This is a genomic window from Saccharopolyspora sp. NPDC050389 (assembly GCF_040655595.1).
Taxonomy (GTDB): domain Bacteria; phylum Actinomycetota; class Actinomycetes; order Mycobacteriales; family Pseudonocardiaceae; genus Saccharopolyspora.
In genome coordinates, this window is sequence record NZ_JBFAKG010000106.1 from 1 (window position 1) to 26,309 (window position 26,309).

At 70.8% G+C, this 26,309-nt stretch carries 31 protein-coding genes and 1 tRNA gene; 22 read left to right on the forward strand and 10 right to left on the reverse strand.

Annotated elements, in window-relative coordinates:
- Positions 1 to 99: 99 nt before the first annotated feature.
- The 7 genes from rpmF (at position 100) to AB0I53_RS41940 (ending at position 6,793) form a co-directional block, all read left to right on the forward strand.
- The gene (gene rpmF, locus AB0I53_RS41910) at positions 100 to 252 is read left to right on the forward strand and encodes a 50S ribosomal protein L32 (protein WP_358614799.1); all 153 of its coding nucleotides are present in this window, start codon (positions 100 to 102) and stop codon (positions 250 to 252) included.
- A gap of 136 nt (positions 253 to 388) precedes the next feature.
- On the forward strand, positions 389 to 1,084 hold the full coding sequence (locus AB0I53_RS41915) for a response regulator transcription factor (RefSeq protein WP_358614862.1): 696 nt from the start codon (positions 389 to 391) through the stop codon (positions 1,082 to 1,084).
- The gene (locus AB0I53_RS41920) at positions 1,081 to 2,514 is read left to right on the forward strand and encodes a HAMP domain-containing sensor histidine kinase (RefSeq protein WP_358614801.1); all 1,434 of its coding nucleotides are present in this window, start codon (positions 1,081 to 1,083) and stop codon (positions 2,512 to 2,514) included. Before AB0I53_RS41915 ends, AB0I53_RS41920 begins: the two co-directional genes overlap by 4 nt.
- Before the next feature lie 181 nt (positions 2,515 to 2,695).
- Entirely contained in the window at positions 2,696 to 3,487 is a 792-nt protein-coding gene (locus tag AB0I53_RS41925) for a DeoR/GlpR family DNA-binding transcription regulator (protein ID WP_358614803.1), read from the forward strand.
- A complete protein-coding gene (gene galT / locus AB0I53_RS41930; RefSeq protein ID WP_358614805.1) occupies positions 3,484 to 4,557 on the forward strand; it encodes a galactose-1-phosphate uridylyltransferase in 1,074 nt (357 codons plus the stop codon). Before AB0I53_RS41925 ends, galT begins: the two co-directional genes overlap by 4 nt.
- A gap of 105 nt (positions 4,558 to 4,662) precedes the next feature.
- Entirely contained in the window at positions 4,663 to 6,036 is a 1,374-nt protein-coding gene (locus AB0I53_RS41935; protein ID WP_358614807.1) for a trypsin-like peptidase domain-containing protein, read from the forward strand.
- Between the two features lie 256 nt (positions 6,037 to 6,292).
- Positions 6,293 to 6,793, forward strand: a complete 501-nt coding sequence (locus tag AB0I53_RS41940; RefSeq protein ID WP_132492910.1) for a MogA/MoaB family molybdenum cofactor biosynthesis protein — start codon at positions 6,293 to 6,295, stop codon at positions 6,791 to 6,793.
- A 69-nt stretch (positions 6,794 to 6,862) separates the two neighbouring features.
- Here the strand turns inward: AB0I53_RS41940 and AB0I53_RS41945 are convergent, their stop codons facing one another.
- On the reverse strand, positions 6,863 to 7,141 hold the full coding sequence (locus tag AB0I53_RS41945) for an antitoxin (RefSeq protein WP_358614809.1): 279 nt from the start codon (positions 7,139 to 7,141) through the stop codon (positions 6,863 to 6,865).
- Between the two features lie 149 nt (positions 7,142 to 7,290).
- On the opposite strand from AB0I53_RS41945, the gene AB0I53_RS41950 reads away from it, so the two are divergent.
- On the forward strand, positions 7,291 to 7,476 hold the full coding sequence (locus tag AB0I53_RS41950) for a hypothetical protein (protein ID WP_358614811.1): 186 nt from the start codon (positions 7,291 to 7,293) through the stop codon (positions 7,474 to 7,476).
- Positions 7,477 to 7,489: 13 nt separating this feature from the next.
- Here the strand turns inward: AB0I53_RS41950 and mscL are convergent, their stop codons facing one another.
- The 4 genes from mscL to AB0I53_RS41970 all read right to left on the reverse strand — a co-directional run bounded on the left by mscL (position 7,490) and on the right by AB0I53_RS41970 (position 9,943).
- Complete coding sequence (gene mscL / locus AB0I53_RS41955; protein ID WP_358614813.1) at positions 7,490 to 7,948, reverse strand: large conductance mechanosensitive channel protein MscL; 459 nt, start codon at positions 7,946 to 7,948, stop codon at positions 7,490 to 7,492.
- A gap of 122 nt (positions 7,949 to 8,070) precedes the next feature.
- Positions 8,071 to 8,721: an SAF domain-containing protein gene (locus AB0I53_RS41960; protein WP_358614815.1), complete on the reverse strand. Its 651-nt coding sequence runs from the start codon at positions 8,719 to 8,721 to the stop codon at positions 8,071 to 8,073.
- A 213-nt stretch (positions 8,722 to 8,934) separates the two neighbouring features.
- Positions 8,935 to 9,249: an FmdB family zinc ribbon protein gene (locus AB0I53_RS41965; protein WP_358614817.1), complete on the reverse strand. Its 315-nt coding sequence runs from the start codon at positions 9,247 to 9,249 to the stop codon at positions 8,935 to 8,937.
- A 97-nt stretch (positions 9,250 to 9,346) separates the two neighbouring features.
- Entirely contained in the window at positions 9,347 to 9,943 is a 597-nt protein-coding gene (locus tag AB0I53_RS41970; protein WP_358614819.1) for a 5-formyltetrahydrofolate cyclo-ligase, read from the reverse strand.
- Positions 9,944 to 9,980: 37 nt separating this feature from the next.
- Here AB0I53_RS41970 and AB0I53_RS41975 point away from each other — a divergent pair, with 37 nt between their 5' ends.
- The 8 genes from AB0I53_RS41975 to AB0I53_RS42010 all read left to right on the forward strand — a co-directional run bounded on the left by AB0I53_RS41975 (position 9,981) and on the right by AB0I53_RS42010 (position 15,530).
- The gene (locus AB0I53_RS41975) at positions 9,981 to 10,880 is read left to right on the forward strand and encodes a UTP--glucose-1-phosphate uridylyltransferase (RefSeq protein ID WP_358614821.1); all 900 of its coding nucleotides are present in this window, start codon (positions 9,981 to 9,983) and stop codon (positions 10,878 to 10,880) included.
- Between the two features lie 43 nt (positions 10,881 to 10,923).
- Positions 10,924 to 12,147, forward strand: a complete 1,224-nt coding sequence (gene glp, locus AB0I53_RS41980) for a gephyrin-like molybdotransferase Glp (protein ID WP_358614823.1) — start codon at positions 10,924 to 10,926, stop codon at positions 12,145 to 12,147.
- A 7-nt stretch (positions 12,148 to 12,154) separates the two neighbouring features.
- Positions 12,155 to 12,820, forward strand: coding sequence for a GNAT family protein (locus AB0I53_RS41985; RefSeq protein WP_358614825.1), 666 nt, complete (start codon positions 12,155 to 12,157; stop codon positions 12,818 to 12,820).
- Between the two features lie 269 nt (positions 12,821 to 13,089).
- Positions 13,090 to 13,872 carry a gephyrin-like molybdotransferase receptor GlpR gene (gene glpR, locus AB0I53_RS41990; RefSeq protein WP_358614827.1) on the forward strand — a complete coding sequence of 261 codons (783 nt, stop codon included), beginning with the start codon at positions 13,090 to 13,092 and terminating at the stop codon, positions 13,870 to 13,872.
- A 73-nt stretch (positions 13,873 to 13,945) separates the two neighbouring features.
- Positions 13,946 to 14,018 (forward strand) — tRNA-Ala (locus AB0I53_RS41995).
- Between the two features lie 369 nt (positions 14,019 to 14,387).
- On the forward strand, positions 14,388 to 14,693 hold the full coding sequence (locus AB0I53_RS42000; protein WP_358614864.1) for an FAD-binding protein: 306 nt from the start codon (positions 14,388 to 14,390) through the stop codon (positions 14,691 to 14,693).
- Between the two features lie 37 nt (positions 14,694 to 14,730).
- On the forward strand, positions 14,731 to 15,162 hold the full coding sequence (locus tag AB0I53_RS42005; protein WP_358614829.1) for a hypothetical protein: 432 nt from the start codon (positions 14,731 to 14,733) through the stop codon (positions 15,160 to 15,162).
- A gap of 38 nt (positions 15,163 to 15,200) precedes the next feature.
- Positions 15,201 to 15,530: a BBE domain-containing protein gene (locus AB0I53_RS42010; protein ID WP_358614831.1), complete on the forward strand. Its 330-nt coding sequence runs from the start codon at positions 15,201 to 15,203 to the stop codon at positions 15,528 to 15,530.
- 37 nt (positions 15,531 to 15,567) lie between these two features.
- Here AB0I53_RS42010 and AB0I53_RS42015 read toward each other — a convergent pair whose 3' ends face one another.
- The gene (locus tag AB0I53_RS42015) at positions 15,568 to 16,998 is read right to left on the reverse strand and encodes an MFS transporter (RefSeq protein WP_358614833.1); all 1,431 of its coding nucleotides are present in this window, start codon (positions 16,996 to 16,998) and stop codon (positions 15,568 to 15,570) included.
- Between the two features lie 36 nt (positions 16,999 to 17,034).
- Positions 17,035 to 17,814 carry an oxidoreductase gene (locus AB0I53_RS42020; protein ID WP_358614835.1) on the reverse strand — a complete coding sequence of 260 codons (780 nt, stop codon included), beginning with the start codon at positions 17,812 to 17,814 and terminating at the stop codon, positions 17,035 to 17,037.
- Positions 17,815 to 17,968: 154 nt separating this feature from the next.
- Here AB0I53_RS42020 and AB0I53_RS42025 point away from each other — a divergent pair, with 154 nt between their 5' ends.
- The gene (locus AB0I53_RS42025; protein ID WP_358614837.1) at positions 17,969 to 18,556 is read left to right on the forward strand and encodes a CGNR zinc finger domain-containing protein; all 588 of its coding nucleotides are present in this window, start codon (positions 17,969 to 17,971) and stop codon (positions 18,554 to 18,556) included.
- A gap of 133 nt (positions 18,557 to 18,689) precedes the next feature.
- Here AB0I53_RS42025 and AB0I53_RS42030 read toward each other — a convergent pair whose 3' ends face one another.
- On the reverse strand, positions 18,690 to 18,896 hold the full coding sequence (locus AB0I53_RS42030) for a hypothetical protein (protein ID WP_358614839.1): 207 nt from the start codon (positions 18,894 to 18,896) through the stop codon (positions 18,690 to 18,692).
- 100 nt (positions 18,897 to 18,996) lie between these two features.
- Here AB0I53_RS42030 and AB0I53_RS42035 point away from each other — a divergent pair, with 100 nt between their 5' ends.
- The 3 genes from AB0I53_RS42035 to lat all read left to right on the forward strand — a co-directional run bounded on the left by AB0I53_RS42035 (position 18,997) and on the right by lat (position 22,441).
- The gene (locus AB0I53_RS42035) at positions 18,997 to 19,860 is read left to right on the forward strand and encodes a fused MFS/spermidine synthase (RefSeq protein ID WP_358614841.1); all 864 of its coding nucleotides are present in this window, start codon (positions 18,997 to 18,999) and stop codon (positions 19,858 to 19,860) included.
- Positions 19,861 to 19,968: 108 nt separating this feature from the next.
- A complete protein-coding gene (locus AB0I53_RS42040) occupies positions 19,969 to 20,826 on the forward strand; it encodes a fused MFS/spermidine synthase (protein WP_358614843.1) in 858 nt (285 codons plus the stop codon).
- A gap of 247 nt (positions 20,827 to 21,073) precedes the next feature.
- On the forward strand, positions 21,074 to 22,441 hold the full coding sequence (gene lat / locus AB0I53_RS42045) for an L-lysine 6-transaminase (RefSeq protein WP_358614845.1): 1,368 nt from the start codon (positions 21,074 to 21,076) through the stop codon (positions 22,439 to 22,441).
- Positions 22,442 to 22,561: 120 nt separating this feature from the next.
- On the opposite strand, the gene AB0I53_RS42050 is transcribed toward lat, so the two are convergent.
- Together AB0I53_RS42050 and AB0I53_RS42055 are read right to left on the reverse strand one after the other, a co-directional pair.
- On the reverse strand, positions 22,562 to 23,158 hold the full coding sequence (locus AB0I53_RS42050; protein ID WP_358614847.1) for a response regulator transcription factor: 597 nt from the start codon (positions 23,156 to 23,158) through the stop codon (positions 22,562 to 22,564).
- Positions 23,155 to 24,408 (reverse strand): histidine kinase, encoded by a 1,254-nt coding sequence (locus tag AB0I53_RS42055; protein WP_358614849.1) that lies wholly within the window; start codon positions 24,406 to 24,408, stop codon positions 23,155 to 23,157. The genes AB0I53_RS42050 and AB0I53_RS42055 overlap by 4 nt, the downstream gene beginning before the upstream one ends.
- A gap of 208 nt (positions 24,409 to 24,616) precedes the next feature.
- Between AB0I53_RS42055 and AB0I53_RS42060 the strand changes: the two genes are divergently transcribed.
- Positions 24,617 to 25,510: an ABC transporter ATP-binding protein gene (locus AB0I53_RS42060; protein ID WP_358614851.1), complete on the forward strand. Its 894-nt coding sequence runs from the start codon at positions 24,617 to 24,619 to the stop codon at positions 25,508 to 25,510.
- Positions 25,507 to 26,226: an ABC transporter permease gene (locus tag AB0I53_RS42065; protein ID WP_358614854.1), complete on the forward strand. Its 720-nt coding sequence runs from the start codon at positions 25,507 to 25,509 to the stop codon at positions 26,224 to 26,226. Before AB0I53_RS42060 ends, AB0I53_RS42065 begins: the two co-directional genes overlap by 4 nt.
- Positions 26,227 to 26,309 lie beyond the last annotated feature (83 nt).

Genomic DNA, 26,309 nt, shown 5'->3' on the forward strand with positions numbered 1-26,309 from the left:
ATCCACCGGCTCCGACATGCCAGCCATACCCAGAGCCCCCGGGCCCTCCGATCCTACGAATGACCAGATCAGACCCACGCCTTGAAAGGTAGGACCGTCATGGCCGTTCCCAAGCGGAAGATGTCCCGCAGCAACACCCGCCACCGCCGATCGCAGTGGAAGGCGGCGGCGCCCGACCTGGTGCCGATCGTCGTCGACGGGGAGCGCAAGCTGGTGCCGCGCGCGCTCATCCGGCACTTCCAGCAGCGGTGACCGAACCGGCGCGCGCGATCACCCAGGGTGATGGTGCGCGCCGGAATCTCACCGAAGTGGAGATGGATGTCACGCGGTGCCGCGACGCACGGCGGGTTCTCAGCTGCTTCTCAGGGCCAGGAGTAACACTGTGCCCATGCGCATCCTCGTCGTCGACGACGATCGTGCCGTGCGGGAATCGCTGCGAAGGTCGTTGCAGTTCAACGGATACCAGGTCGAGCTCGCTGCGGACGGTCAACAGGCATTGGACTTCCTGGCAGGCAACCGTCCGGACGCCATGGTGCTCGACGTGATGATGCCCCGGCTGGACGGCCTGGAGGTCGCACGCCGCCTCCGCAGCACCGGCGACGATCTGCCGATCCTGGTGCTCACCGCGCGCGACGCGGTGTCCGACCGGGTCGCCGGGCTCGACGCGGGCGCCGACGACTACCTGCCCAAGCCGTTCGCGCTCGAAGAGCTGCTCGCTCGGCTCCGCGCGCTGCTGCGCCGCGCCAGCCCGCCGGAGGCGGGGCAGGACGAGCATCCGGCCGCGTTGCACTTCGCCGACCTGGAGCTGGACCCGGGCACCCGCGAGGTCTGCCGCGGCGAGCGCCCGATCAGCCTGACCCGCACCGAGTTCGCCCTGCTGGAACTGCTGATGGCGCATCCGAAGCAGGTGCTGACCCGCAGCCGCCTGCTGGAGGACGTGTGGGGCTACGACTTCCCGACCTCGGGCAACGCCCTGGAGGTCTACATCGGGTACCTGCGCCGCAAGACCGAGGCGGAGGGTGAGCCGCGGCTGATCCACACCGTCCGCGGCGTCGGTTACGTGCTCCGCGAGACGCCGCCGTGACGGTTCCCGCACCACCCCCGCCGGACCTGGCGCCGCAAGAGCGCCCGAAAGGCCGGTTCCAGCGCGTCTCGTTGCGCAACCGGGTCACCTGGCTGGCCGCGATCTGCGTCGCCGGCGCGGTCGCACTGGTGTCCGTCGCGGCTTTCGTGACCGTGCGGGACAGCCTCTACCAGCAGCTGGACGACAGCCTCGTCGAGCGCGCGGTGGAGGCGGCGGAGGGCCCGCTGGTGCGCACCGCCGATCTGCAGCAGGTCCCGGTGGCGTTCTTCGTCGCGCAGAACTTCAAGATCAGCGTGCTGTCCGCGGACGGCGTCGTGGTCGGCCCGGCCGACCGGCCGCCGATGAGCATTGACGAGCTCGCGGTCGCCAAGGGCGAGGCCCGCGAGTCGCTGCGCACCGATCAGCGCACCAACAGCCGGGTGGTGGCGGTGCCGACCGGGCAGAACGCCGCGCTGGTGATGTCCACGTCGATGCAGCCGACGCAGCGGACGCTCGCGCAGCTGAGCGTGGTGCTGGTGGTGATGGGCGGCGCCGGGATCCTGCTCGCGGCGGCCGCCGGGACGGCGGTGGCCCGCGCCGGGCTGCGGCCGGTGCAGCGGCTCACGGCGGCCACCGAGCGCGTCGCGCTCACCGGTGACCTGCGGCCGATCCCGGTCGGCGGCGACGACGAGCTGGCCCGGTTGACCACGAGTTTCAACGGGATGCTCAGCGCCCTGGCCGAGTCGCAGGAGCGGCAGCGGCGCCTGGTGGCCGACGCCGGGCACGAGCTGCGCACGCCGCTGACCTCGCTGCGCACCAACCTGGAGCTGCTGCTGATGGCCTCGGCCCGGCCGGAAGCGCCGGAGCTTTCCGAGCAGGACCGGGCGGAGATGTTCGCCGACGTCCAGGCCCAGGTGACCGAGCTGTCCGCGCTGGTCGGCGACCTCGTCGAGCTGGCCAGGGAGGACACGCCGCAGGCCGTGCACGAGCCGGTGGACCTGGTCGACGTCGTGGAGCGCGCGTTGAACCGCGCACGCCGCCGCGCGCCGCGCATCGAGTTCGACGTCCGCCTGGAGCCGTGGGTGATGATGGGCGACGCGACCGCGCTGGAGCGGGCGGTGCTGAACCTGCTGGACAACGCCGCGAAGTGGAGCCCGGACGGCGGCCGGGTGCGGGTAGACCTGCATTCCGAGCAGGCCGGCGGCAACACCGTGCTGGAGGTCGCCGACAGCGGTCCCGGCATCGCCGCCGGCGACCGGCCGTACGTGTTCGAGCGCTTCTACCGGTCCTCCGACGCGCGGACCCTGCCGGGCTCCGGGCTGGGCCTGTCGATCGTCAAGCAGGTCGCCGAGCGGCACGGCGGCACGGTCTGGGCCGGCGAGGCGCCTGAGGGCGGCGCGCTGCTGCGCATGGCGCTGCCGGGCGGCCCGCAGTACATCGAACAGCAATGAACAGCAATGCTCCGAGTGCTGTGCCGGAGTGCGCGGCATCCGCGAGTCGCCCGCTCGGGTAATGTTGGTTCTTGTTTGCTTGGGCTGCGTGGGTGGGCTCGTGAGTGTTCGTTCCGGTAAGAACCGGAATGAACACTCACGAGCCCCGCGCGGCCGTTCGACGGGCTGAGGGGACGGTGCAGTGCTCGCGCGGCAACGCCAGGAAGTGATCCTCGACGAGGTGCGGCGCACCGGAGCGGTGCAGGTCGGCGAGCTGGTGCTGCGGCTCGGCGTGTCGGACATGACGATCCGCCGCGATCTCGACGCGCTCGCCCGGCGCGGCCTGGTGGAGAAGGTCTACGGCGGCGCCACCTCGACGATCGGCCGCAGCACCGACGAGCCGGGCTTCGAGGCCAAGTCGGTGCGCCAGCTCGCCGAGAAGGAGGCGATCGCGCGGCTGGCCGCCGAGCAGGTCCGGCCGGGCACCGCGATCGGCCTGTCCGCCGGAACGACCACCTGGACGCTCGCGCGCCACCTCGACGACGTCGCCGACCTGACGGTGGTGACCAACTCGGTGCGGGTCGCCGACGCCCTGCAGCAGCGCGGCCGCACCGACCGCACCGTGGTGCTCACCGGCGGCGTCCGCACCCCGTCGGATGCGCTGGTCGGGCCGGTCGCCGTGCAGGCGCTGCGCTCCCTGCACCTGGATTTGGTGTTCCTCGGGGTGCACGGGATGGCGCCGCGGGCCGGCTTCACCACTCCGAACCTCAACGAGAGCGAGACCAACCGCGCGCTGGCCGAGGCGGCCGGGCGGCTGGTCGTGGTCGCCGACAGCGCCAAGTGGTCGACGGTCGGGATCTCCACGATCGTCGACTTCGACGAGGTCGATCTGCTGATCAGCGACCAGGGGCTGCCGGTCGACGCGCGCGAACTGCTGGCCGAGCACGTCGAGCTCCTGTTGGCCGATCAGCAGGGTGTGGAGGAGGAGCGGTGAAGCGGACGGCGCGACGCCTTGCCGACGGCCGGGAGATCATCTACTTCGACGCCGACCCGGCGCGGGACCGGCAGGCCGAGGACACCAGGGCCCTGCCGCCGCAGGCCCCGGCGTCGGAGATGCGGCGCGATCCGCTGACCGACGAGTGGGTGGCGATCGCCGCGCACCGGCAGGCGCGGACCTACAAGCCGCCGGCCGAGCTGTGCCCGCTGTGCCCGAGCGTTCCCGGACGGCCCACCGAGATCCCGGAACCGGACTACGACGTCGTCGTCTTCGAGAACCAGTTCCCGTCGTTCGCGCAGGGCATTCCCGGCGACGAGTCCACTGTGGAGGGCATGCCGATGGTGCCGGCCGCGCCCGCGCGGGGCCGCTGCGAGGTGGTGTGCTTCACCGCCGACCACGACTCGTCGTTCGGCGCACTCAGCCCGGGCCGGGTGCGCACCGTGGTGGACGTCTGGGCGGACCGCACCACCGCGCTGGCCGAAACGCCGGGCGTGGAGCAGGTGTTCTGCTTCGAGAACCGCGGCGAGGAAATCGGCGTCACGCTGCACCACCCGCACGGCCAGATCTACGGCTATCCGTTCGTGACGCCCAAGACGGAGAAGATGCTGCAGGTCGCCGAGAAGTACCTGGCGCAGCACGGTCGGCACGTGCAGGGCGACGTGCTCGCCGCCGAGCGCGCCGCCGGCGAGCGGGTGGTCGTCGACTCCGAGCACTGGACCGCTTACGTGCCCGCGGCCGCGCGGTGGCCGGTCGAGGTGCACCTCGTGCCGCACCGCCAGGTGCCGGACATCGCCGCGCTCTCCGACGCCGAACGCGACGATTTCGCGGTGACGTACCTGGACGTCCTGCGCCGCCTCGACGGCCTCTACGACCGCCCGCTGCCCTACATCGCGGCCTGGCACCAGGCGCCGGTGCGCACCGGCCGGGAGCTTTCGTGGCTGCATCTGGAGGTCTTCTCGGTGCTGCGCTCGGCGGACAAGCTGAAGTACCTCGCGGGCTCGGAATCCGGCATGGGCGTGTGGATCAACGACGTCACGCCGGAGCAGATCGCCGCCCGGCTGCGGTGAGCGACGCACTCGGCTAGTCGCAGATCACAGCCCGCCGAACGGTTTTCAGGCTGTCGCACAGCCTCGTCTCAGGCACTTCTCAGCCATCTGAAGCAGAGTGGAGTCATGACCGATCACACCCCGGGCTACTCCGGCAACCAGCCGGACGAACCGAAGCCGCAGGCGGACGGGCCTGTCGCGGGCACCGGCGACACGCCACCTGCCGGGGTTCCGCAGCAGCCCTACCAACAGCCCCAGCCGGCGCAGCCCCAGTCAGCGCAATCTCAGTCAGCGCAGCCCCAGCAGGCGCCGCAGCCCGAGCCGCACCAGTACGCGGCGCAGTCGCCGCATGCGACGCAGCAGTTCACGCACACGCAGCCCTGGCCGTCCGGCGGCTACACCGCCACGGCCCCGGTGCCGCAGCAGCGGAGCCGGTACGTCGGGCTGGCCGCCGGTGCAGCTGCCCTCGCGCTGGTGGCGGGCCTCGTCGGCGGCGGCATCGGCGGATATGTCGGGTACCAGCTCGGCGGCGACAAGGGCGCCGTGACCTCGCTGGACCAGCCGCGCCCGGCGCGCAGCGCGAGCACCGCGCCGGCGGGCTCGGTGCAGCAGGTCGCGCAGAAGGTACTGCCCAGCGTCGTCCAGCTGCAGCTGGTGACCGAGCGCGGCGCCGGCGAGGGCTCCGGGATCGTGATCAGCAACGACGGCTACATCCTCACCAACAACCACGTCGCCGAGGGCGGGCAGAACGGCCGGCTCACCGCGCTGTTCCACGACAACCGCTCGGCGCCGGTGCGGGTCGTCGGCACCGACCCGAAGTCCGACCTCGCGGTGGTCAAGGCCGACATCACCGGCCTCACCCCGGCCGAACTCGGCCGCAGCGACGACCTGCCGGTCGGCGCGCCCGTGGTGGCCATCGGCTCGCCGTTCGGCCTCTCCGGCACCGTGACCAGCGGAATCATCAGCGCCAAGGACCGCCCGGTGCGGGCCGGCGGCGAATCCGGCAGCCAGGACACCGTGCTCAACGCGCTGCAGACCGACGCCGCGATCAACCCCGGCAACTCCGGCGGCCCGCTGGTGGACATGGACGGCAACGTGGTGGGCATCAACTCCGCGATCTACAGCCCGGGTTCGAGCCAGGAGCGGGCCGGCTCGGTCGGGCTGGGCTTCGCGATCCCGATCGACCAGGCCAAGCGCATCTCCACCGAGCTGAAGGACACCGGCTCGGCCACCCAGACCACGCTGGGAGTCGTGATCACCAACTCGCAGCAGCAAGCGGGCGCGCAGGTCCGCGACGTCACCCAGGGCGGGCCCGCTGAGCAGGCCGGGATCCGGCCCGGCGACGTCATCACCAAGATCGGCGACCGGGCGGTCCTGGACACCGACTCGCTGATCGCGGCCGTCCGCTCGCACGCGCCCGGCGATCGGCTGCCGATCACCGTCACCGGCCCGGGCGGGGACCGGACCGTGGACGCCACCCTGGCCGGCCAGAAGGGGTGATCAGAACGCGCGGCCGGTTCGCCGGCCGTGTTCCGCGTCGACCGTGCCGGGTCGCCCTGTCCCCTCCGAGTGGCCCGGCGCGGTCGGCGGCGCAGGCTTCGCAAAACGGTCGAAAACCGCTCGAGGGCATTGCAGAACTGGGAGGAACATGTCCGACGAAACAGGCACCGTGGTTCCGCGGCGGGCCGTGCGAATGGTCGATCTCACCGGCTCGTTGGATCTGAACGGGGCACTCCTTGGCACTACGGTTACCGGCATGGAACGCAGCGCGCAGCGGTTGGGTCGGGCCCTCGTGGTCGTGGTGGACGATCGGGTCGCCCAGGGCGAGCAGGAAGACAACATCGGTCCGCTGGTGACCGAGTTGCTGGAGGAAGCCGGTTTCATCGTCGACGGCACCGTCGCGGTGGCCGGGGAAACAGTGGACATCCGCAACGCGCTGAACACCGCGGTGATCGGCGGGGTCGACGTGGTGATCACGGTCGGCGGCACCGGGGTGTCGCCGCGGGACGTCACGCCGGATGCGACGGCGGGCGTGCTGGACCGCCCGATCCCGGGCATCGCGGAGGCCCTGCGGGCCTCCGGGCTGGCGGCGGGCGCGGTCGAGGCGGGCGTGTCGCGCGGCCTGGTCGGGGTCTCCGGCAGCACGCTGGTGGTGAACCTGGCGGGTTCCCGGGCCTCGGTTCGTGACGGCATGGCCACCCTGACGCCACTGGTGACCCACGTGATCGAACAACTCTCGGGCCTGGAAACAGCCTGACCCGAACGAAAAACGGTGGCGGCTCCTGATGGGGCCGCCACCGCCGTGTTTCACGGGCTTCTGTTCGGGTCAGGGGGCTTTCGGCGGTTCCGCGCCGCCTTCCGGGCCCTTCTCCTCGGGGCCCTTCGGGGGCTGGTCGTCCGGGTGGTGATCCCGCTTGATCATGCCCTCGACCTTGTGGCTGGCGTTCTCGATCTTGTCGTGGTACTTCCCGCCGGTGGCCTTGTCCAGGCTCGACTTGGCCGCGTCGAGTCCCTTCGCCGCGCTCGGGCCCGCCTTCTCGGCCAGTTCCTCGGCCTTGCCCTTGGCCTGGTTGGCCAGTTCCTTGGCCTTGTCCAGGAAACTCATCTCTTGCCTCCCGTGGCTTCGACACCCGGTGAGCCACGCCTGGCGCCGCTCCCGCGGCATTTACCTGCGACAGCTTTAACTGTAACCGACTTCACACCTGAGTCCGGCAGTGCGTCCACGTGCTCGTCACGATGGGGGACGATGGAGGCGTGACCGCGAACGAGCCCGGCAAAGCCTCCGATCCCGCCGAGCGGGAGCGGCGGCGCAAGCTCGCCGAGATCTTCGGCGACGTCCTCCCCGAGGCCACCTCCGACGACCGCCCGGACCGGGCCCCCGCGGGCGACGCCGAGCGCTGGTACCGGGAGAACAGGCCTCCGCACCACGACGCGCGCTGAGCCGTCGGCCGGCCTACTTCTGCTGGCCGTTGCCCGAGACGCTCGCCTTGTCGTCCACCGCGAGGCCCTCGACCTTCGGCAGGCCCTGCTCGCGGCGCAGCAGGTCGCGGATCTCCTGCAGCAGTTCGACGTCGGTCGGGTCGGCCGGATTTTCCTCCTGGCCCTTCTTGCGGCGCTCCGTGAGCTTCTTCATCGGCAGCACGAACAGGAAGTACACGACCGCCGCCGTGATGAAGAACGTGATCACCGCGTTGATCACCGCGGCGAAGTCGATGATCGACGCCTCGTTGCCCGCGCGCAGCTGGATGCTCAGGCCGGTGACGTTGCCGCCCCCGGTGGCGGCGATGACCGGCTTGATGATGCTGCTGGTGAACGACGTGACCAGCGCGGTGAACGCGCTGCCGACGACCACGGCGACGGCCAGTTCGATCACGTTGCCGCGCATCAGGAAGTCCTTGAAGCCCTTGAGCACGCTGGGGAGCTCCTCTCCAGATCATGGGTGTGTCCGGGCGAACGCCGGTTCGAATGATGCGACGTCCGGGGCACGGATGGATGACGCGCCGAATCGATGGGGGATCGGCGCGTGACGTGGACTCAGCGGAGGGTAACGGTGACCGATTGGCTCAGGGAGGCCGCGGCGACCGTCGCAGCGGCCTGCTCCGGCAGCCCCACGAAGATGAGTCTGCCCTGGTCCCGTCCGCCCTGCCGGGCCTGCACGGCGACGACCCGGACGTCCTCGGCGAGCACCGAAGCATCGCCCGATCGAGTGAGGGTTGTGACGAGGTCCACTCGTCTGCCGGGCACCAGGAAGTCCGCCACCTCGGGGTCGGCGAGGCGGACCGGCGCGGCCGCCGTCCCGGCGTCGCCGGAGGCCACCGCCGGGCCGTCGAAGCGGACGTCGGTCAGCGGTTCGCCGCTGCGCGCGGCGCTGCCGAGCACCCGGCCCTCGGCGGTCGCGATGTCACGCAACGCGCCGTCCGGCACCACGTCGGCGGGCAGCTCGCGGCGCGCCACATCCGCCTTCGACAAGACCCGGCCGGGCGGCAGATCGCGGGCGGCGACCAGAACCGCGACGCGCGACTCCGGCGGTCCGTGGCGCGGCTGCGCCGCTAGCCCGGCGGCGAGCAGCAGCAGCGCCACGGCGGCCACTCTGCGCAGGGCGTGCAGGCGAAAGCCCGGCCGGCCAAGGAAAAGCGCGCCGATGCGGTGCAGCGCTGTCGAGTTGAGACGGTCCTTCGGTGCCATGATCCACTCCTCGTTCGCGGCGGTCGACGACCTTCGAAGCTAGGGAGTCGCCTGCTGGAGCGGGAGGGGGAAGCGGAAATCTGTGGACAAACCGGTCCTCTGTGGACAACTCGGCTCACCCGGATGAATTTCCCCCGGCCGGGGTGGACCACCCTGCGCGCACACGAAAATCGCCGACCGCGGTGACTGCGGTCGGCGAACCGGGTGCGGGGATCAGGAAGCGGCGGCCGTGGTGGTCGAGGAGCTGCTGCTCGAAGACGACGAGCTCGACTCGGACGACTTGCCGCTGCTCGACGACGAGGAGGACGACGAGCCGCCGGTCGTGGACGAGGACGAGGACGAGGAGTTCGACGACCGGTTGTCGGTGCGGTAGAAGCCCGAGCCCTTGAACACGATGCCCACGGCGTTGAACAGCTTGCGGAGCCGGCCGGTGCACTCCGGGCACTCGGTGAGCGAGTCCTCGCTGAACGACTGCACCGCCTCGAACCGGTGATCACATTCGGTGCAGGCGTACTGGTAAGTGGGCACGGCCGTGAACCTCCGACATCTCGTATTGGCACTCGAACTGCAGGAGTGCCAATACGATAATGCGTCACGTTGGGTGCCCAGCGCAAACACTCCTATGTCACATGGGTAGCGCCACGATCCCACGACCGGGTGTCAACACGCCGGTCATCCGCACATCGTGCGGCTCCCCGGGCAGGTCGGCGACGAATTCACGGTCCCGGACGACACCGATCCGCGGCGCGTTCGGGGCGGCCATCGGCAGCGACCTGTCGTAGTGCCCGGCGCCGCGCCCCAACCGAACGCCCTGGTGATCCACGGCCAGCGCGGGCACCAGCAGCGCGTCGGCCTCGCCGATCGCGGCCGAGCCCAGCCGCTCGCCGGCCGGTTCCAGCAGGCCGAACCCGGCGGGCTGCAGCGAGTCCGGGCCGGTGTACTCCGCCCACTCCAGCGGCCCGCTGCGGACCACGATCGGCAGCAGCACCCGCAGCCCGGCGTCGTGCAGCACGTCGAGAGTGTCGGGCGATCCCGGCTCGCCGCCCACCGGGACGTACGCCGCGACGGTTCGCACCGGCTGTCCGTCCAGCCACCGCAGCAGCGCCTCCTGCAGCGCCGTGGCCTCGGACGATCGCGTGTCCTCGGCGACATCCCGGCGCCCTCCGAGCAGTGCTCGACGCCACTCGGACTTGGTCGTAAGCGATTCGTCCAATGAGCTCACAAGTCCACTCTAGGGCTGCCCGATAGGCTCCCTGGCCATGAGCAGCCCGACGAGCACGCCCAAAGCGTTCCGGACCGCCATCGTGCCCGCAGCCGGCCTGGGAACCCGGTTCCTGCCGACCACGAAGGCGGTGCCGAAGGAGTTGCTCCCGGTCGTCGACACCCCCGGGATCGAGCTGGTGGCTGCCGAGGCCGCCGAAGCGGGCGCGCAGCGCCTGGTCATCGTGACCTCGCCGGAGAAGCAGGCGGTCGCCGAGTACTTCCGTCCGCAACCCGAGCTGGAGCAGACCCTCAAGGACCGCGGCAAGGACGAGCTGCTGGAGAAGGTCCGCCGCGGGCCGGCGCTGATCGCCGCGGAGACCGCGGTGCAGGAGCGGGCCCTCGGCCTGGGCCACGCCGTCGGCTGCGCCGAACCGAACCTGACCGACGAGGACGACGCGGTCGCGGTGCTGCTGCCCGACGACCTCGTGCTGCCGCGCGGCGTGCTCGTGCGGATGGCCGAGGTGCGCGCCCGCTACGGCGGCAGCGTGCTGTGCGCGTTCGAGGTGCCGCGCGAGCAGATCTCCTCCTACGGCATCTTCGACGTCACCGACACCGATGACGACGATGTCAAGCAGGTCCGCGGCATGGTCGAGAAGCCCGCGCCGGACGAGGCCCCGTCCACCCTGGCCGCCGCCGGTCGCTACCTGCTGGACCGCGCGGTCTTCGACGCGCTCAGGCGCATCGAGCCAGGTGCCGGAGGTGAGCTCCAGCTCACCGATGCCGTAGCGTTGTTGATCTCTGAAGGACACCCGGTGCACGTGGTGATCCATCGCGGTGCGCGACACGACTTGGGAAATCCTGGCGGTTTCCTCAAAGCTGCGGTGGACTTCGCGCTGGAGGATCCCGAGTACGGGCCGGACTTGCGAGACTGGCTCGTCGAACGGATCAAGAGCTAACGCTGCGCCAGCCACGGCTCGGGCACGCGGGAAGAGGTCAGCCATGAGGTCAGTGGACGAGCAGCTCGCACGCGTACTCACGGCGGCCGTCCGGCCCGCGCCCGTCCGAGTGGCGATCTCGGAGGCGCAGGGCCTGCTGTGCGCCGAAGAGGTCGTCGCCGAGCAGGCGCTGCCCGGATTCGACCAGGCCGCGGTCGACGGCTACGCGGTGCGCAGCGTCGACGTGCAGACGGCTGTCGACGAGGCGACCGTGCTGCCGGTCGTCGGGGAGATCCCGGTCGGGTCGCGACAGCCGCGCCGGTTGCAGCCGGGCCAGGCGGTGCGGGTGGTCACCGGTGCGCCGCTGCCGACGCTGGCCGACGCGGTGGTGCCGCTGGAGTACACCGACGAGCACCCGGCGAAGGTCACGGTGCGGCAGGCGGTGCCGTCGGCGGCGTTCGTCCGCCGCACCGGCGAGGACGTGCAGACCGGCGACGTGGCGGTGCGCCGCGGCGCACCGATCGGTGCGGCCCAGGTCGGGCTGCTGGCGGCGGTGGGCCGCAACAAGGTGCTGGTGCACCCGCGGCCGCGGGTGTCGGTGATCTCGGTCGGCGACGAGCTCGTGGACGTCGACCGCACGCCCGGGCAGGGCCAGGTCTACGACGTCAACTCCTACGCGGTGGCCGCCGCCGCGCGCGACGCGGGCGCCGAGGTCACCCGTGTCGGCATCGTCAACAGCGACCCGCGCCGGCTGCGCGAGGTCGTCGAAGGGCGGCTGCTGCTGTCCGAGATCGTGGTGATCGCCGGCGGTGCGGGCGGCGCGGCGGGCAACGAGGTCCGGGCGGCCCTGGCCGACCTGGGTGAGCTCGACGCGACCCGGGTGGCCATGCAGCCCGGCTCGGTGCAGGGCTTCGGCCGGCTCGGCCCGGACGAGATCCCGACCTTCGTGCTGCCCAGCAACCCGGTGAGCGCGCTGGTCGTCTTCGAGGTGCTCGTGCGGCCGCTGATCCGCGCCGCGCTGGGCAAGATCAACCCGCACCGGCGCACCGTGTCCGCCGAGCTGCTCACCCCGATCAGCTCCGCGAAGGGGCGCCGCGGCTTCCTCCGCGGCCAGTTGCTGCGCGATCCGAAGAACGGCTCCTACCTGGTGCAACCGCTGGGCACCTCGGGCTCGCACCTGCTGGCGTCGTTGGCCGAGGCGAACTGCCTGGTGGTGATCGACGAGGACACCACCGACGTCGCGGTCGGCGAGGACGTGCAGGTCCGGTTCCTCTCGCAGCGCGCGTGAGCCACCGATGCAGCCCGCCGACGCCGATGGGTTCCCGATCGGCCGCCACCCCGGCTGGCCGGCGCGCCTCGGCCCGCTGATCACCGCGCGCGGCGCCGTCGCGCTGCGCCCGCCCCGGCTGCGCGACGGCTCCGCCTGGAGCCGGATCAGGCTGCAAGACCGCGTCTACCTGCAGAAGTGGGAGCCCACCGCGGTCGGCGGCTGGCAGGAGCGGAACGCGCGGATGGCCTGGCCCGCGCAGTGGAGCGCGCTGCGCGGCATGGCCCGCCGCGGCCAGGCTCTGCCGTTCAGCATCACCGTCGACGGCGCGTTCGCCGGCCAGCTGACCGTCGGCAACATCGTCCGCGGCGCGCTGCGCTCCGGGTGGATCGGCTACTGGGTGGCCGCGCGACTGGCCGGCGGCGGGATCGCCACGGCGGCCGTCGCACTCGCGGTGGACCACTGCTTCGGCTCCGTCGGGCTGCACCGGCTGGAGGCCACGGTGCGGCCCGAGAACCAGCCGAGCGTGCGGGTCCTGGAGAAGTCAGGCTTCCGCCGCGAAGGGTTGTTCCACCGATATCTCGACGTGGCGGGCGCCTGGCGGGACCACTACGTGTACGCCCTGACCATCGAGGAGATCCCCGATGGCGCGGTGACCAGGCTGATCGAGGCAGGCGGCGCGAGCAGGCCCTGACGCCGAGATCTTGATCACGCACCGTCACCGCGAATCCCGAGGTAATCGGTCGAAATTGGGCCGAACGGCCGCATGATCGACGCCATTCGGCGGTGTGGAAGCCGACACGCCGGTGTCGATGTTGCCGCTGGCTGCTCTGAACGTGGGGTTTTCTTGTCCCTGGGGAACCAATGTGACTCGGCGTGGCTCCGAGACAGAAGTGGCTGATGTGATTAGCGTGGCGATCGCAGACTTGTGTGCTGCCGGTGGCCAGGGGGAGGTGGCGAGGCATGCCCAGCTCATTGATCTTCGCTGCACTGGCAGCGGCGTGGCTGGTGGTACTGGTTCCGATGTTCGCCCGCCGTCGCCAAGAAGTGTCCAAGACCACCGACTCCGCGCTCGCCGCTCGAGTTGTGCGGCGAGGCAGCGGACGGCGACCGGCAACGCCCGGAGCCGCGACAACCGACGAGGTGGAGGAGGCTTTCGGGATGCCTGACACCGACCGGGACGAGGCCCTCGAAGAGATCGAAGAGCACGAGGCCGACGGCTCGTGGCGACGAGTGCACAGCGACGACGTCCGGGCCGGGCGCCGCTACCGCCCCGGCCGCGGTGGCTTCGACCCGGAAGCCGCCGCGCTGGCCGCGCGCGTGAAGTACGCCCGTCGGCAGCGCATCGTGCTCGTGATGCTTCTCGTGGCGGTGACCACCGCGCTGCTGGCCGCGCTCGTGTGGCCCGTCATGTGGTGGCTGCACGGCATCACCGACCTGTCGGTCGTCGGGTACCTCACGTACTTGCGCCGCCAAGTCCGGATCGAGGAGGACGTCCGCAGCCGGCGGCTGGCCAGGATGGGCGGCGAGCGCGACGAGCTCGACGAGTACGGCGAGTACGAAGACGTCGACGCCGACGATCAGGACGTCGACGAGTACGAAGACGACGACCGCGAAGATGGCCGCCCCGCGGACCGCCGGCCGGCCGCGCACGCCGTTCGCGTGGAGATCGACGACGAGGACCCCATGTTCGATGAGCTGGACGAACGCACCTGGGAGCCCTACCGGCGAGCCTCCGGCGAATAGCCCGCGACCCCTAAGAGGGGGGTGCTGCGAAGGCTGATTTCGGCCTTGCTAAGCTTTCGTCAGCACTCAACAAGGGGCTGTAGCGCAGTTGGTAGCGCGTCTCGTTCGCATCGAGAAGGTCAGGGGTTCGATTCCCCTCAGCTCCACAGGAAGATATGGAAGATCCCCATCTGCATGAGGCGCAGATGGGGATCTTCCTTTTCTGCTTTGGGGGCCGAGCCCCCAAACCCCCACGGTGCGGTGGATTCTTTGACCCGGCTCCTTGAGGTGGGGAGCGTTCCCGGCCTGGTCAGCTACCAGCCTTCCGATTGGTCATCGTCGAAACTTGCTGGGTGGTGGCTGATTGCGGGTCACCTCTTGGTCGGTGTGGCGGGGATCATGTCTGTTGGCGGCCGAATCTCGGTGGTTGCCCGACCGGAATGAGGAGACGTGGACGGCGGCCTGATCGCCACGGTCGTGGCGAACTCTCTCCCTCGCGATGACGGCGGGCACTACGGCGTTGGTTCTCGGGCCGCCTGTGCAGTCCCACCTCGCAGGTTCGCGCCGCCGTGCAGGATGCGGTGCGGGCGGGGAAGCGGATCTCGATCCGCAGCGGTGGTCACTGCGACGAGGACTTCGTCTACAACCCGGGAATCGACGTCGTGGTCGACCTTTCCGAGATGACCCGGGTCTACTACGACCCGGAGATGCGTGCGTTCGCCGTCGAGCCGGGAGCCGAGCTGCTCGACGTGTACGAGACGCTCTACCGGCGTTGGGGCGTCGTGATTCCCGGTGGGATGTGCTATTCGGTCGGCGCGGGCGAGCACATCTCCGCCCGGTGAAGTCCTCGTCAGCGCCGGTTCCTGGGACTGGGACGCGATGACCGAGTCGTCGTTCGGCCGTCTCGTCGACAACTTCGCCGCCTGGCACGTGCGCAACCAGGATCCGGATTCCCCTTACGCGGGGCTGTTCTCGAACCTGCAGCTCAACCGCCGGTCCAACGGGCAGATCGGGTTGCTGACCCAGCTGGACGCGTCGGTGCCGGACGCCGAACTGGCGTTGGACCATTTCGTCGCCGCCGTGAACGAAGGCGTGGGCGTCGAACCAGGCCCGGTGGTCACGTCGATGGGCGAACACCTCGCGCGGCCGCAACTGGCGACGCCTCGCCGCCTTCCCTGGTTGCAGGCCACCCAGATGCTGGGCACCGGGAACCCGGCGCTGACGAACCCGAGCCTGCGCGCCAAGTACAAGTCGGCCTACCTGCGCGCGGCGTTGCCGCAGGAGCAGATCGCCAGATCTACCGCCATCTGACCACATCGGACTACGACAACCCGGACGCGCTGCTGCTGGTGGCCTCCTACGGCGCCAGGATCAACAGCGTGCACCCGCAGGCGACCGCCGTCGCCCAGCGCGATTCCGTGCTGAAGCTGCTGTTCGAGAACTTCTGGTCGGATCCGGCCGATGATGACTACCACCTCGGCTGGATCCGCGAGTTCTATCGCGACGTCTACGTCCGGACCGGCGGTGTCCCGGTGCACGACGAGCTCACCGACGGCTGCTACGTCAACTACCCCGACGTCGACCTCAACGACGGCCGGTGGAACAGCTCGGGTGTGGAGTGGGCGGAACTGTACTACGGCGCCAACTACCCGCGGCTGCGGGAGATCAAGCGTCGCTGAGAAAACCCGGGGTGCTGCCGAGGCAGCACCCCGGAACTCATCTCCGCCGCCGCAGGACGACCAGGCTGAGCAGGATCGCCGCGGCGTAGGCGGCCGCGGCGACGGTGAAGGCGAACCCGTAGCCGTCCGCCGTCGCGACGGCGGCGTCGGTTCCCTCGCCGGCCAGCCGGCCGGTGTGGGCGCCGGCGATCGAGACCAGCAGGGCGAACCCGATCGTCGGCCCGCCCTCCATGGCCGTGTTGAGCACCCCGCCGGCCAGCCCGGCCTGCCCGTCGGGCACGTCGTCCATCGCGGCCGCGGTCGCCGCCGAGAAGATCAACGCGGCACCCACGGGGAAGACGACGAGCCCGGCCAGGAGGGCGCCGACGTACGGCGAGGTGACGTCGAGCTGTCCCAGCAGGGCCAACCCGGCCGCGCCGACCGCGAACCCGATGACGCTCATCAGGCGCGCGCCCGCGGTCACCGCGAGCCAGCCCGCGAACAGGCCCGTGGCGAACATCGCGATCCCGTAGGGCAGGAACGCGATGCTCGTCATCAACGGCGAAAACGCCTGCTGCTGCTGGAAGTACAGCGGCAGGAAGTAGGTCGTGGTGACCGTGCCCGACGAAGCCAGCATCACACCGAGCAGGCCCATCAACCGCTTGCGGGAGCGGAAGAACGACAGCGGAGCCAAGGGCTCCTCGGCGCGCGCCGCCCACACCGCGAACGAGCCCAGCGCGACCAGGCCGGCCAGCAACGGGACGAGCACGCCCGTGGCCGCCCACCCCTGCTCGGCGGCCTCGACCAGCCCGTAGCAAACACCGCACAACCCGGCCGTGACCAGCACCGCGCCGAACACGTCCACCCGGAGCCGGCGCGGTTCCGGGGCGGGCGGCATGACGCGCGGCAGCAGCACGAGCACGAGCGCGACCACCGCCGCGGGCACGACGAAGGCCCAGCGCCAGGACATCCAGTTCGCCACGACACCGGACAGCAGGATTCCGGACGTGGCCCCGACGACGGGCAATCCGCCCCAGATCGCGATCGCCCTCGCGCGCTGCTGCGGATCCCGGAACACGATGCCGGCCAGGGCCATCGCCGCGGGCGCCGTCAGCGCGGCACCGATGCCCTGCCCGAAACGGGCCAGCAGCATCACCGCGAAGCTCGTCGCCGCGGCGTTGGCCACCGACGCCAGCCCGAACACGACCATGCCGACGACGAGCGCGCGGCGGAGCCCGAGCAGATCGCCCAGCCGGCCGCTGAGCAGCAGCAGCCCGCAGAACGACACCGCGTAGGCGTTGTTCACCAGCGCCAGTTCGGCCTGGTCGAGCCCCAGATCGCGCTGGATCGCCGGCAGCAGCACCGAAATCAGCGTCATCGCGGCGATGAGGGTGATCTGCACGGCGCCGAACACGGCGAAGGACATCCCGGGACGCCGCTCCCAGAGCGGGGGGTGCGGTGCCGCGGGAGCGGCGACGTCCTGCTTCACCAGGTTCTCCTTCGTGATCGGAAAGCGCCGACGCGGTCAGGCTTCCTTGAGCATTCCGCCGTCCAGGACGATGTCCGAGCCGTTCATGTTGGGCACCCGGCCGGAGGCGAGCAGGACGACGAGCGTGGCGATCTCCTCGGGCTCGGCGAACCGGCCGGTGTTCAGCCCGGTCGCCTGGGGTACCTGGGCCAGGAACTCCTCGTGGCTGACGCCCATGCTCTTGGCCCAGCCTGCGGCCATTTCGTCGTCGGCAGTCCAGACCGCGGTGCGGGTCGGCCCCGGCGAGATCGTGTTCACGCGCACGCCTTGCCCGCCGAATTCCTCGGACAGGGCCTTGCCGAAGTTGACGAGCGCGGCCTTGGAGGCGGAGTAGTCGATCAGGCGCGGCAGTGCCAGCCGGGAGTTGACCGATCCGATGTTGACCACCGCTCCGCGGCGCTCGATCAGGCTCGGCAGCGCCGCGCGGGTGGTGCGGACCGCGCTGAAGAAGTTCAGCTCGAAGGTGTGCTGCCACTCCTCGTCGCTGATCGCCAGGAACCCGTCGGTCCGCGCCGGCGACCCGCCGACGTTGTTCACCAGCAGGTCGACGCCGCCGAGCTCGGCTAGCGCCCACTCCGCGAACTCGGCGTTCTGCTCCGGCGAGGTCAGGTCGGTTCGGCGGACGAGGGGCGTGGCCTCCAGCAGTGCCTCGCTGGTGGTCCGGGCGCCCGCCGCGACCCGCACCCCCTCCGCGGTCAGGGCTTGGACGATGGCCAGTCCGATTCCCCTGCTGGCGCCGGTGACCAGCGCCGTCTTGCCCGCGAGCTTGAACTCCATGCTATTCCTTCCGAACTGTGAATACACCAATAAAAGATTACACTAGTGCACAGAAACGATGGCTGTCCATTGCACTGGTGAGCGCCGCGATGGGCACTTCAGCGGGGAGGCGCGGCGGCTAGGATCGACCGACCAGCGGGATTGGAGGGGTGCCGTGAGCACGCATGCGTTCGAGGACTGGTCCGTCCACCGCGGCGCTCCGGCGGAGCTCGTGCTCGCCGTGGACTTCGCGAACACCGTCGACCAGCGGGACTTCGGCCGGTTCACGCCGCAGGAGTTCCTCGCGACCGCCGACGACCTCGCCGACTGGCTGCGACACCGCGGCTTCGCCGTGGACGCGTGCTCGGAGCAGGACTTCGCGCGGGCGTTGGCCTTGCGCTCGGCGATCCGCGAGATCGCCGCCTCCCACCAGCCCGGCGTTGCCGTGCGGGACGAGGCGCCGGAGCTGTCGGCCGCGCTCGACTTTCCGCTGCGGCCCGGCCTCGACGAGCAGGGCGCGGTCCGGCTGCGGGCCGTCGAGGACGGCGTGCGCGGAGCGCTGGCGGACATCGCCTCGGCGATCGTCATCGCCGAGGCCGAGGGTTCCTGGCGCCGCGTCAAGATGTGCTCGGCGCCCGACTGCCGAATCGTGTTCTACGACGGCGCAAAGGCCCGCAACAGCAGGTGGTGCGCGACGGCGGGCTGCGGCAACCGCATGAAGACCCGGACCTACCGCGCCCGCCGCCGCGCCGACGGTGCCTGAAGCCTGTTTCCAGGCTCGTCTTGCGTGGCGGCGCAAGCGGCGTAGGTGGGCTAAGCGGCTGTGCCGCTTCAAAGACAACGACCCGCGTTACCGCATCCGCACGTCACCACATCCCAAATGGCCTATTGATCCGTCACTCGTCGTGGAGCCACTGGACGAGTGCTCGGTTCACCTCGCCGGGACGCTCCAGTGCGGACAGATGGCCGCTCTGGGCGATCGCGATGCGCCGTGCTCCGGGCACCGCCTTGGCGATCTCGGCGCCCGTTTCCGGAGGTCTGGGCGGGCGGCGTCGGCTTCCTGGGGCGTCGAACAGCGCGGCCGCCGCGTGCGGGTCCGCCATGCTCGCGCGCCCGCGGGCGGGGCGAGGTTGCTCACGTTGCGAGGGATCCTTTCGCGTTCTCGGGTGCGGGCGGGGTCGGGTTGGTTAGGTTTCCCGGGAGGTGATCGGTTTGGAGCGGGTTCGCGTCGAGGGGCAGGTTCGGTTCGGCGTCGCCGAGTTGATTCCCGATCGGCTGCGGGGATCCGGGTGGATCATCGCCGTCGACGGAGTTGCCCAGTCCTATGTGGATCTTCAGGATCCCGGGTACCTGAAGATGCCCTTCAGCGACTGGATCGGGCAGACGATCGACCGGCACTGGCCGTCCGGGGACGCCGTGTCGGCGCTGTTCGTCGGTGGTGGCGGTTTCACGCTGCCCCGCTACCTCGCCGCGGCGCGACCCGGCTCCGGGCAGCTCGTCTTCGAGCTCGACGGGCCGCTCGTCGAGCTCGTGCGGGAGCACCTCGAACTCGACGCGGTGCCGGGCCTTGAGGTTCGCGTGCAGGATGGCCGAGCCGGCGTCGAAGGCGCGCTGGACGACAGCGCCGATCTCGTCGTGCTGGACGCCTTCCGGGCGGGGGATGTCGTCACCGAGCTGGCCACCGTCGAGTTCCTCACCGAGGTCTCCCGGGTGTTGCGGCCCGGCGGGCTGTACGCGGCCAACGTGTGGGACGCCGCCGACCTCGGCTTTGCGCTGCGCGTTGTCGCCTCGGTGCGCGAGGTGTTCGAGCACGTCCTGGTGATCGCCGAGCCCGGCGTCCTGCTGCGGCGGCGCGCGGGCAATGTCGTCGTCGTGGCATCCACCCGCGCCTTGCCGAGGGAGGAGCTGGTGGACTGGGCCGCCACTGCCCAGAACCGGGTCTGCTGCCTCACGCCGAAGCAGCTGGCCGCCGTGTCCGGAACGGCGGCACCGCTTACCGAGGCCGCGCCGCTGACCAACCAGGTGCCGCCGGTGCAGCGCTGGGGCTTCGGTTCCCGCTTCGACTGACCGCCGGCGCATGGGGCTCGGCGGCGCTGGGCCGCTTCGCGCGGGGCTAGGATCGAGGTGCTGCTTCCGGCTTGCTCGCTGGGCGGGTTCGGCCGAGGGGAGGCTGCCTTGGGGGCGCGTGAACGGGTTTCGGCGGCCGTTCGGTTCGGTGTCGCCGAGCTGATTCCTGATCGTCTCCGGGCCGGCGGGTGGACCGTTTCCGTCGACGGGGTCTCCCAGTCCTATGTGGACCTCGATGATCCGGCCCACCTGAAGATGCCCTACACGGACTGGATCGCTCAGACGGTCAACCGGCACTGGTCGCCCGGGGACGCCGTGTCGGCGCTGTTCGTCGGTGGCGGCGGTTGCGCGTTGCCCCGCTACCTCGCCGCGACGCGACCAGGCTCCCGGCAGACCGTGTTCGAGCTCGACGGGAAGTTGGTCGAGCTGGTGCGCGAGCATCTCGGGCTGGATGCGGTGCCGGGCCTGGAGGTTCAGGTGCAGGACGGCCGAACCGGCGTTGAGAGTGCGCTGGATGCGAGCGCCGATCTCGTCGTGCTGGACGCCTTCCAGGGTGGGGATGTCGTCACCGAGCTGGCCACCGTCGAGTTCCTCACCGAGATCTCCCGGGTGCTGCGGCCCGGCGGGCTGTACGCGGCGAACCTGTGGGACGCGGCCGAACTCGGCTTCGCCCTGCGCGCGATCGCCGCGGCCTGCGAGGTGTTCCCGCACGTCCTGGTCTTCGCCCATCCCGGTGTGTTGTTGCGGCGTCAATCCGGCAACGTCGTCGTCGCCGCTTCGACCAGCAGCCTCCCGGCGGCGGAACTGGCCGAATGGGCCGTCACCGCGCGGGACCGGGTCTACTGCCTGACTCCGGAACGGCTGGCCGGCGTGTGCGGAACCGCCGCGCCGCTGACGGAGGCCGATCCGCTGCTCGATCCCGTGCCGCCGGTGCGCGGTTGGTGGTTCGGGTCTCGCCTCGCCTGACCGGGCCTGGGCGACCAGCGGCACGCGTTCCTCCCGCGGCGGATCCGTGCTGTTCGCGTCCGCGCATTGCCTGGGGAGGCTTCTCATCGCCAACCGCTGATGCTCAGTCTCGACGGCCCAGCGAAAGAAAATCTTTCTCCATAGCGCAGTCTTTGCTGAAGGATGTTGCTTATCTGCGGAATCCTGATGTAATTCTTCTTGACAAGTGATGCTCGACACCGCACCACACGGCGCCGGGAGGCCGAACATGACCGCTCAGCACGAGACCGTTCGCGACGTGGTACCGACCGATGTTCCGAGCCCGCGAGACGCGGCGACCGACGTCGTCGCGGCGCTGAAAGCGCACGTCACCGGCGACCTGATGGACATCGTCGTGGACCTCGACGCCGGCGACGGCTGCCGGCTCCGCGACGCCCGCGACGGCACCGAGTACCTCGACATGACGATGTTCTTCAGCTCCGCGCCGCTCGGGCACGGCCACCCCGGCCTGCGCACGTCCGAGTTCGAGGCGGCCCTGGTGCGCGTCGGGCGGGTCAAGCCGTCCAACCCGGACTTCGCCACCGCCGAGCAGGCCTACTTCGCCGAGACCTTCCGCCGCGTGGTCGGCGTGCCCGAGCTGCCGCTGCTGTTCTTCATCGACGGCGGCACCCTCGCGGTCGAGAACGCGCTGAAGGTCGCGTTCGACTGGAAGACCAAGGTCAACGCGCGCAACGGGATCGCGGTGCGCGGCAGTCGCGTGCTGCACCTGGAGCGGGCCTTCCACGGCCGCAGCGGCTACACGCTCTCGCTGACCAACACCGATCCGTCGAAGATCCGCGACTACCCGATGTTCGACTGGCCGCGCATCCCCAGCCCCGCGATCGAGCCGGGCGAGCGGTGGGACAGCGCCGAGCTGCTGCCGGAGGAGACGATCGCGCTCGACGCCGCCCGCGCCGCGCTGCGCCGGTACGGCAGCGAGATCGCGTGCTTCGTGTACGAGCCGATCCAGGGCGAAGGCGGCGACCGGCACCTGCGGCCGCAGTTCCTGCAGGCGGTGCAGGAGCTGTGCCGGGAGCACGACGTCCTCACCGTCGCCGACGAGGTGCAGACCGGCGCGCTGACCGGGCGGGCCTGGGCGAACGAGGCGCTCGGGCTGGAGCCGGACCTGGTCGCGTTCGGCAAGCGCCTGCAGGTGTGCGGAGTGATGGGCGGGCGCCGCGTGCTGGAGGTCACCGACAACGCCTTCCGCGAGGCCAGCCGGATCAGCTCCACCTGGGGCGGTTCGCTGGTCGACATGGTCCGCGCGACCAGGATCCTGGAGGTCGTCGAGCGCGAGGGCCTGTTCGAGCACAGCAGGCAGATGGGCGAGCTGTTGCTGGGCGAGCTCCGCGACCTGGCGGCGGAGTTCCCGTCGGTGATCCGCGATCCGCGCGGCCGCGGCCTGATGTGCGCGATCACCTTCCACGACCCGGCCAAGCGCGACCGCGCGCTGGCTGTCGCGCGCGACAGCTACCGCACGCTGTTCCTGCCGTCGGGCCCGGACGCGCTGCGCTGCCGTCCGCCGCTCTCGGTCCGGCCGGAGGAGATCGTCGACGCGGTGGCCGCGCTCCGCAAGACCCTGGCCGACCTGGCCTGAGGAAAGGACTCGTGAGCGTTCGTTCCGGTTCTTACCGGAACGAACACTCACGACTGGCGCCTAGGGGTCGTGAGTGGCCGCGCCGGTTCTTACCGGAACGAACACTCACGACCCTCGCCGTCAGATCCAGCCTTCTTCCCAGGCGCGGCGGGCCGCTTCGTGCCGGGTGGCGACGCCGAGCTTCGTCATCGCCGCCGACAGGTAGTTGCGGACCGTGCCGGGCGCCAGGTGCACCGCCGCCGCGATCGTGGCGATGGTGCCGCCTTGCAGGGTATGCCCGAGCAGCTCGAGTTCCCGGTCGGTGAGCGGGCAGGCCCCGCCGGTCAGCGCGCTGGCCGCGATCTCCGGGTCGATGTAGCGGGCACCGGCGTGCACGTCGCGCAGGATCACCGCCAGCCGGGACGCGGGCGTCGTCTTGGGCACGAAACCGCGGATGCCCGCGGCGAGCGCCCGCTTCAGCACCCCGGGGCGGGCGTGCCGGGTGACCAGCACGATCGGGATCTGCGCGTCGAGGCGCTGCGCGGCCTGCACGCCGTCGAGCTCCGGCATCTCCAGGTCGAAGACCGCGATGTCCGGCGCGTGCTCGCGGACCGCCCGGACCGCCTCCGCCCCGTTGCTGCACTGGGCGACCACCGACAGATCCGGCTCCAGGTCGAGCAGCGCCGCCAGCGCGCCCCGGATCAGGTCCTCGTCGTCTGCCAGCACCACTCGGATCACGAGGTCCTCCCGGGTTCGTCGGCGGAACCGCGCAGCTCGAACCGGTCCGCCACACGGTTCGCGTCGACCCGCCCGGCCAGTGTGCCGAACCGCTGGCGCAGCCCGTCGATGCCGGATCCGGCGGCGCCGTTCGGCGGGTTCGGGCGGTCGTTGCACAGCACGACCTGCGTGCGCGGGCCGTCGACGGAGATGACGAGCTCGCAGTTCTCGGCCCGCGAATGCCGGAGGATGTTGGTGGTGCCTTCGCGCACCAGCGCGCCGAACAGCGGTTGCAGCGGCGGCGGAACCATCGTCGCGTCGCCGTGCACCGTGGTCCGAACGCCGGCGGCCTCCAGGATTTCGCGGGCGTTGTCGAGTTCCGTGATCAGGTTGCTGCGCCGGTAGCCCTGCACGACCTCGCGGGTGTCCTTGAGCGCGGTCCGCGCGAGCTCGGCCACCTCGGCTGCCTGGGTGCGCGCCTTGTCGTCGTCGGCGCCGACCAGGCGCTCGGCCAGCTCTGCCTTCAAGGCGATCGCCTGCAGGTGGTGGCCCTGGACGTCGTGCAGATCGGCGGCGAACCGGAGGCGTTCCTTGGCGACGGCGAGCTCGGCGCTGACGGTGCGAGCCCGGTCCAGCTCCAGCACGATGTCCCAGAACCAGGCGGCGGCGAGGACCAGGGAGATCGTCGCCGCCACGGAGATCGCGGCGGTGCCGCCGGTGATGACGGCGAGCATCGGGTGCGGCATTCGCGGCAGGGCCGCGAGCCCGGCGGTCGTGCTGATCAGCAACGTGGCCCCGATCGCCAGCTGCCAGCGGAGCCGGTACGGGCTGGCCGCGATGTGCGCCGCGGCGAGCCCACTGACCAGCACCGACCAGCCCAGCCCGCCGCCGTCCTGGCTCAGCGCGTACGCCATGGCGGCGAGAGAGAGCGCGAAGATCGCGCCGTGCAGGGCCGGGTGCGAGTTGCCCTGGCCGAGGCCGCGCATCAGGCCGATCGACAGGAGCGTGCCGTCCACCGCGATCACGACCAGGGCCAGCGACAAGACGACGATCTCGGGCGTGCCGTAGAAGCCGTTCCGCGCGCCTGCCGCGAGGTTCAGCACCGGGAACAACGCGTACACCGGGATCAGCGGCACGAGCGTCCACCACGTGTAGCGGCGCAGTCGCACGATGCGGCGCGGGTCGAACTGGACCGGGTCGGGATCGCTCACCGGTCCAGCATCCTGCATCCGCCGCGCCCCGATCGCCGATTCCGGCATGACATCAGTCATCAATTTCCGGTGGCGCGCAGTTCCGCAGCTTCGCCAACTACCTGCCGCCCGCAGGCGACGTGGCCGGGCAAGCACAAGCAGGTCGAGATCGAGTCGGCCTGATCCGGCCGCGGCATGACATCCGTCATCGATTTCCCTGACAGGCCTCGGGATCACCGCTGACGGAACGCTCTACCGGCGCGCATGCGATCCGGCGAGCCTTGACGGCATGACGACACCAGTGATCAGCGTCAACGGACTGCGTTGCCGCTACGGCGATTTCGAGGCGGTCCGCGGGATCGACTTCGACGTGCATTCCGGCGAGTTGTTCGCGCTGCTCGGCACCAACGGGGCGGGCAAGACGACGACGCTGGAGACCATCGAGGGGCATCGGGCTCCCGCCGCGGGCGCGGTGCGGGTCTTCGGCCAGGATCCCCGGCGGGATCGCTCGGTGCGCCGCCGGATCGGGATCATGTTGCAGGAGGGCGGTTTCGCCGGCGATCTGACGGTCCTCGAAACCGCCCAACTCGGTGCCGCCCTGACTTCCCGCAAGTCCGATGTGGACGAATCGCTGGCGGTGGTGGGGCTGGCGGCCCGGCGCTCGACGCGGGTGAAGCAGCTCTCCGGCGGCGAGCGGCGCCGGCTGGACCTCGCCCTCGCCCTGCTCGGCGACCCGGACCTGCTGTTCTTGGACGAGCCGACCACCGGCATGGACCCGGAATCCCGCCGCGCCACCTGGGAAATGGTGCGCGCTCGCCTCGCGCAGGGCACCACGGTGCTGCTGACCACGCACTACCTGGAGGAGGCCGAACGGCTGGCGCACCGGCTGGCGATCATGCACCAGGGCCGCATCGCGCTGTCCGGCAGGCTGGTCGACGTGCTGGCGTCCCAGCAGGCGCGGATCAGCTTCGATTCCGGCGATCGCGTCGAGCTCCCGGCGCTGGCCGGGACGGCGACGTGGACGGGCACCCGCGTGGAGGTCCGGACCCCGGCCCTGCAGCGCGACCTGCACGCGCTGCTGTCCTGGGCCGACGGGTGGCTGGAGCTCGCGGGCCTGCGCGCGCACCAGGCGTCGCTCGAAGACATCTTCCAATCCGTCCGCCAGGAGGTGGCCACCCGATGAGCACAGCCGTGCTGGCGTTGAGCAGCGCCGAGTGGAAGCTGTTGATGCGCAACAAGACCGTCGCGCTCAGCGCGACGCTGATGCCGCTGCTGCTGGGCCTGCTCCTGGGCACCAACGTGCCCGGCAGCGCCGACGTGCGGATCTGGTCCGCGACGTTGACCATGCAGTTGCTGGCGGTGCAGGGGCTCACCATCTACTTCACGGTGACCGCCGCGCTGACCAGCCGTCGCGAGGACCTGTACCTGAAGCGGCTGCGCAGCGGGGAGCAGTCGGCCGCGGCGATCCTGGCAGGGCTGCTGAGCCCGGCGGTCGTGCTCGGGTTCGGTCAGATGGTCGTGCTGTTCGGGCTTTCGGTGGGCCTCGGCGCCCCGCTGCCGGCGAACCCGCTCGCGCTGGTGCTCGCGGTGATCCCGGGCATCGCGCTGGCCGTTGCGGCGGGAGCGGCGACGAGCGGCCGGACGTCCACCTCGGAGCAGGCGCAGATCACCACGCTGCCGTGGCTCCTCGTGCTGCTCGGCAGCGCGATGTGGGCGTCGATGAGCGACTCGCCGACCGTGGTGCTGCTGCCGGGCGGTGCCTTCGGAGACCTGGTGCACCGGGCGATGTCCGGAGTGGACCTGCTGGGCGGGCTCCCGGCGTTCGGCGTGCTGGTCGCCTGGATCGTGCTGCTGGGCCTGCTAGCCCGAACCTGGTTCCGCTGGGAACCCCGCGCCTGATCCTGCTGCTGGTCACTCCGGCCGTGGGTGATTTTGGTGGGGAATTGATGCCCAAAAAAAAAAATCGCCCAGAGAGCCGGGAA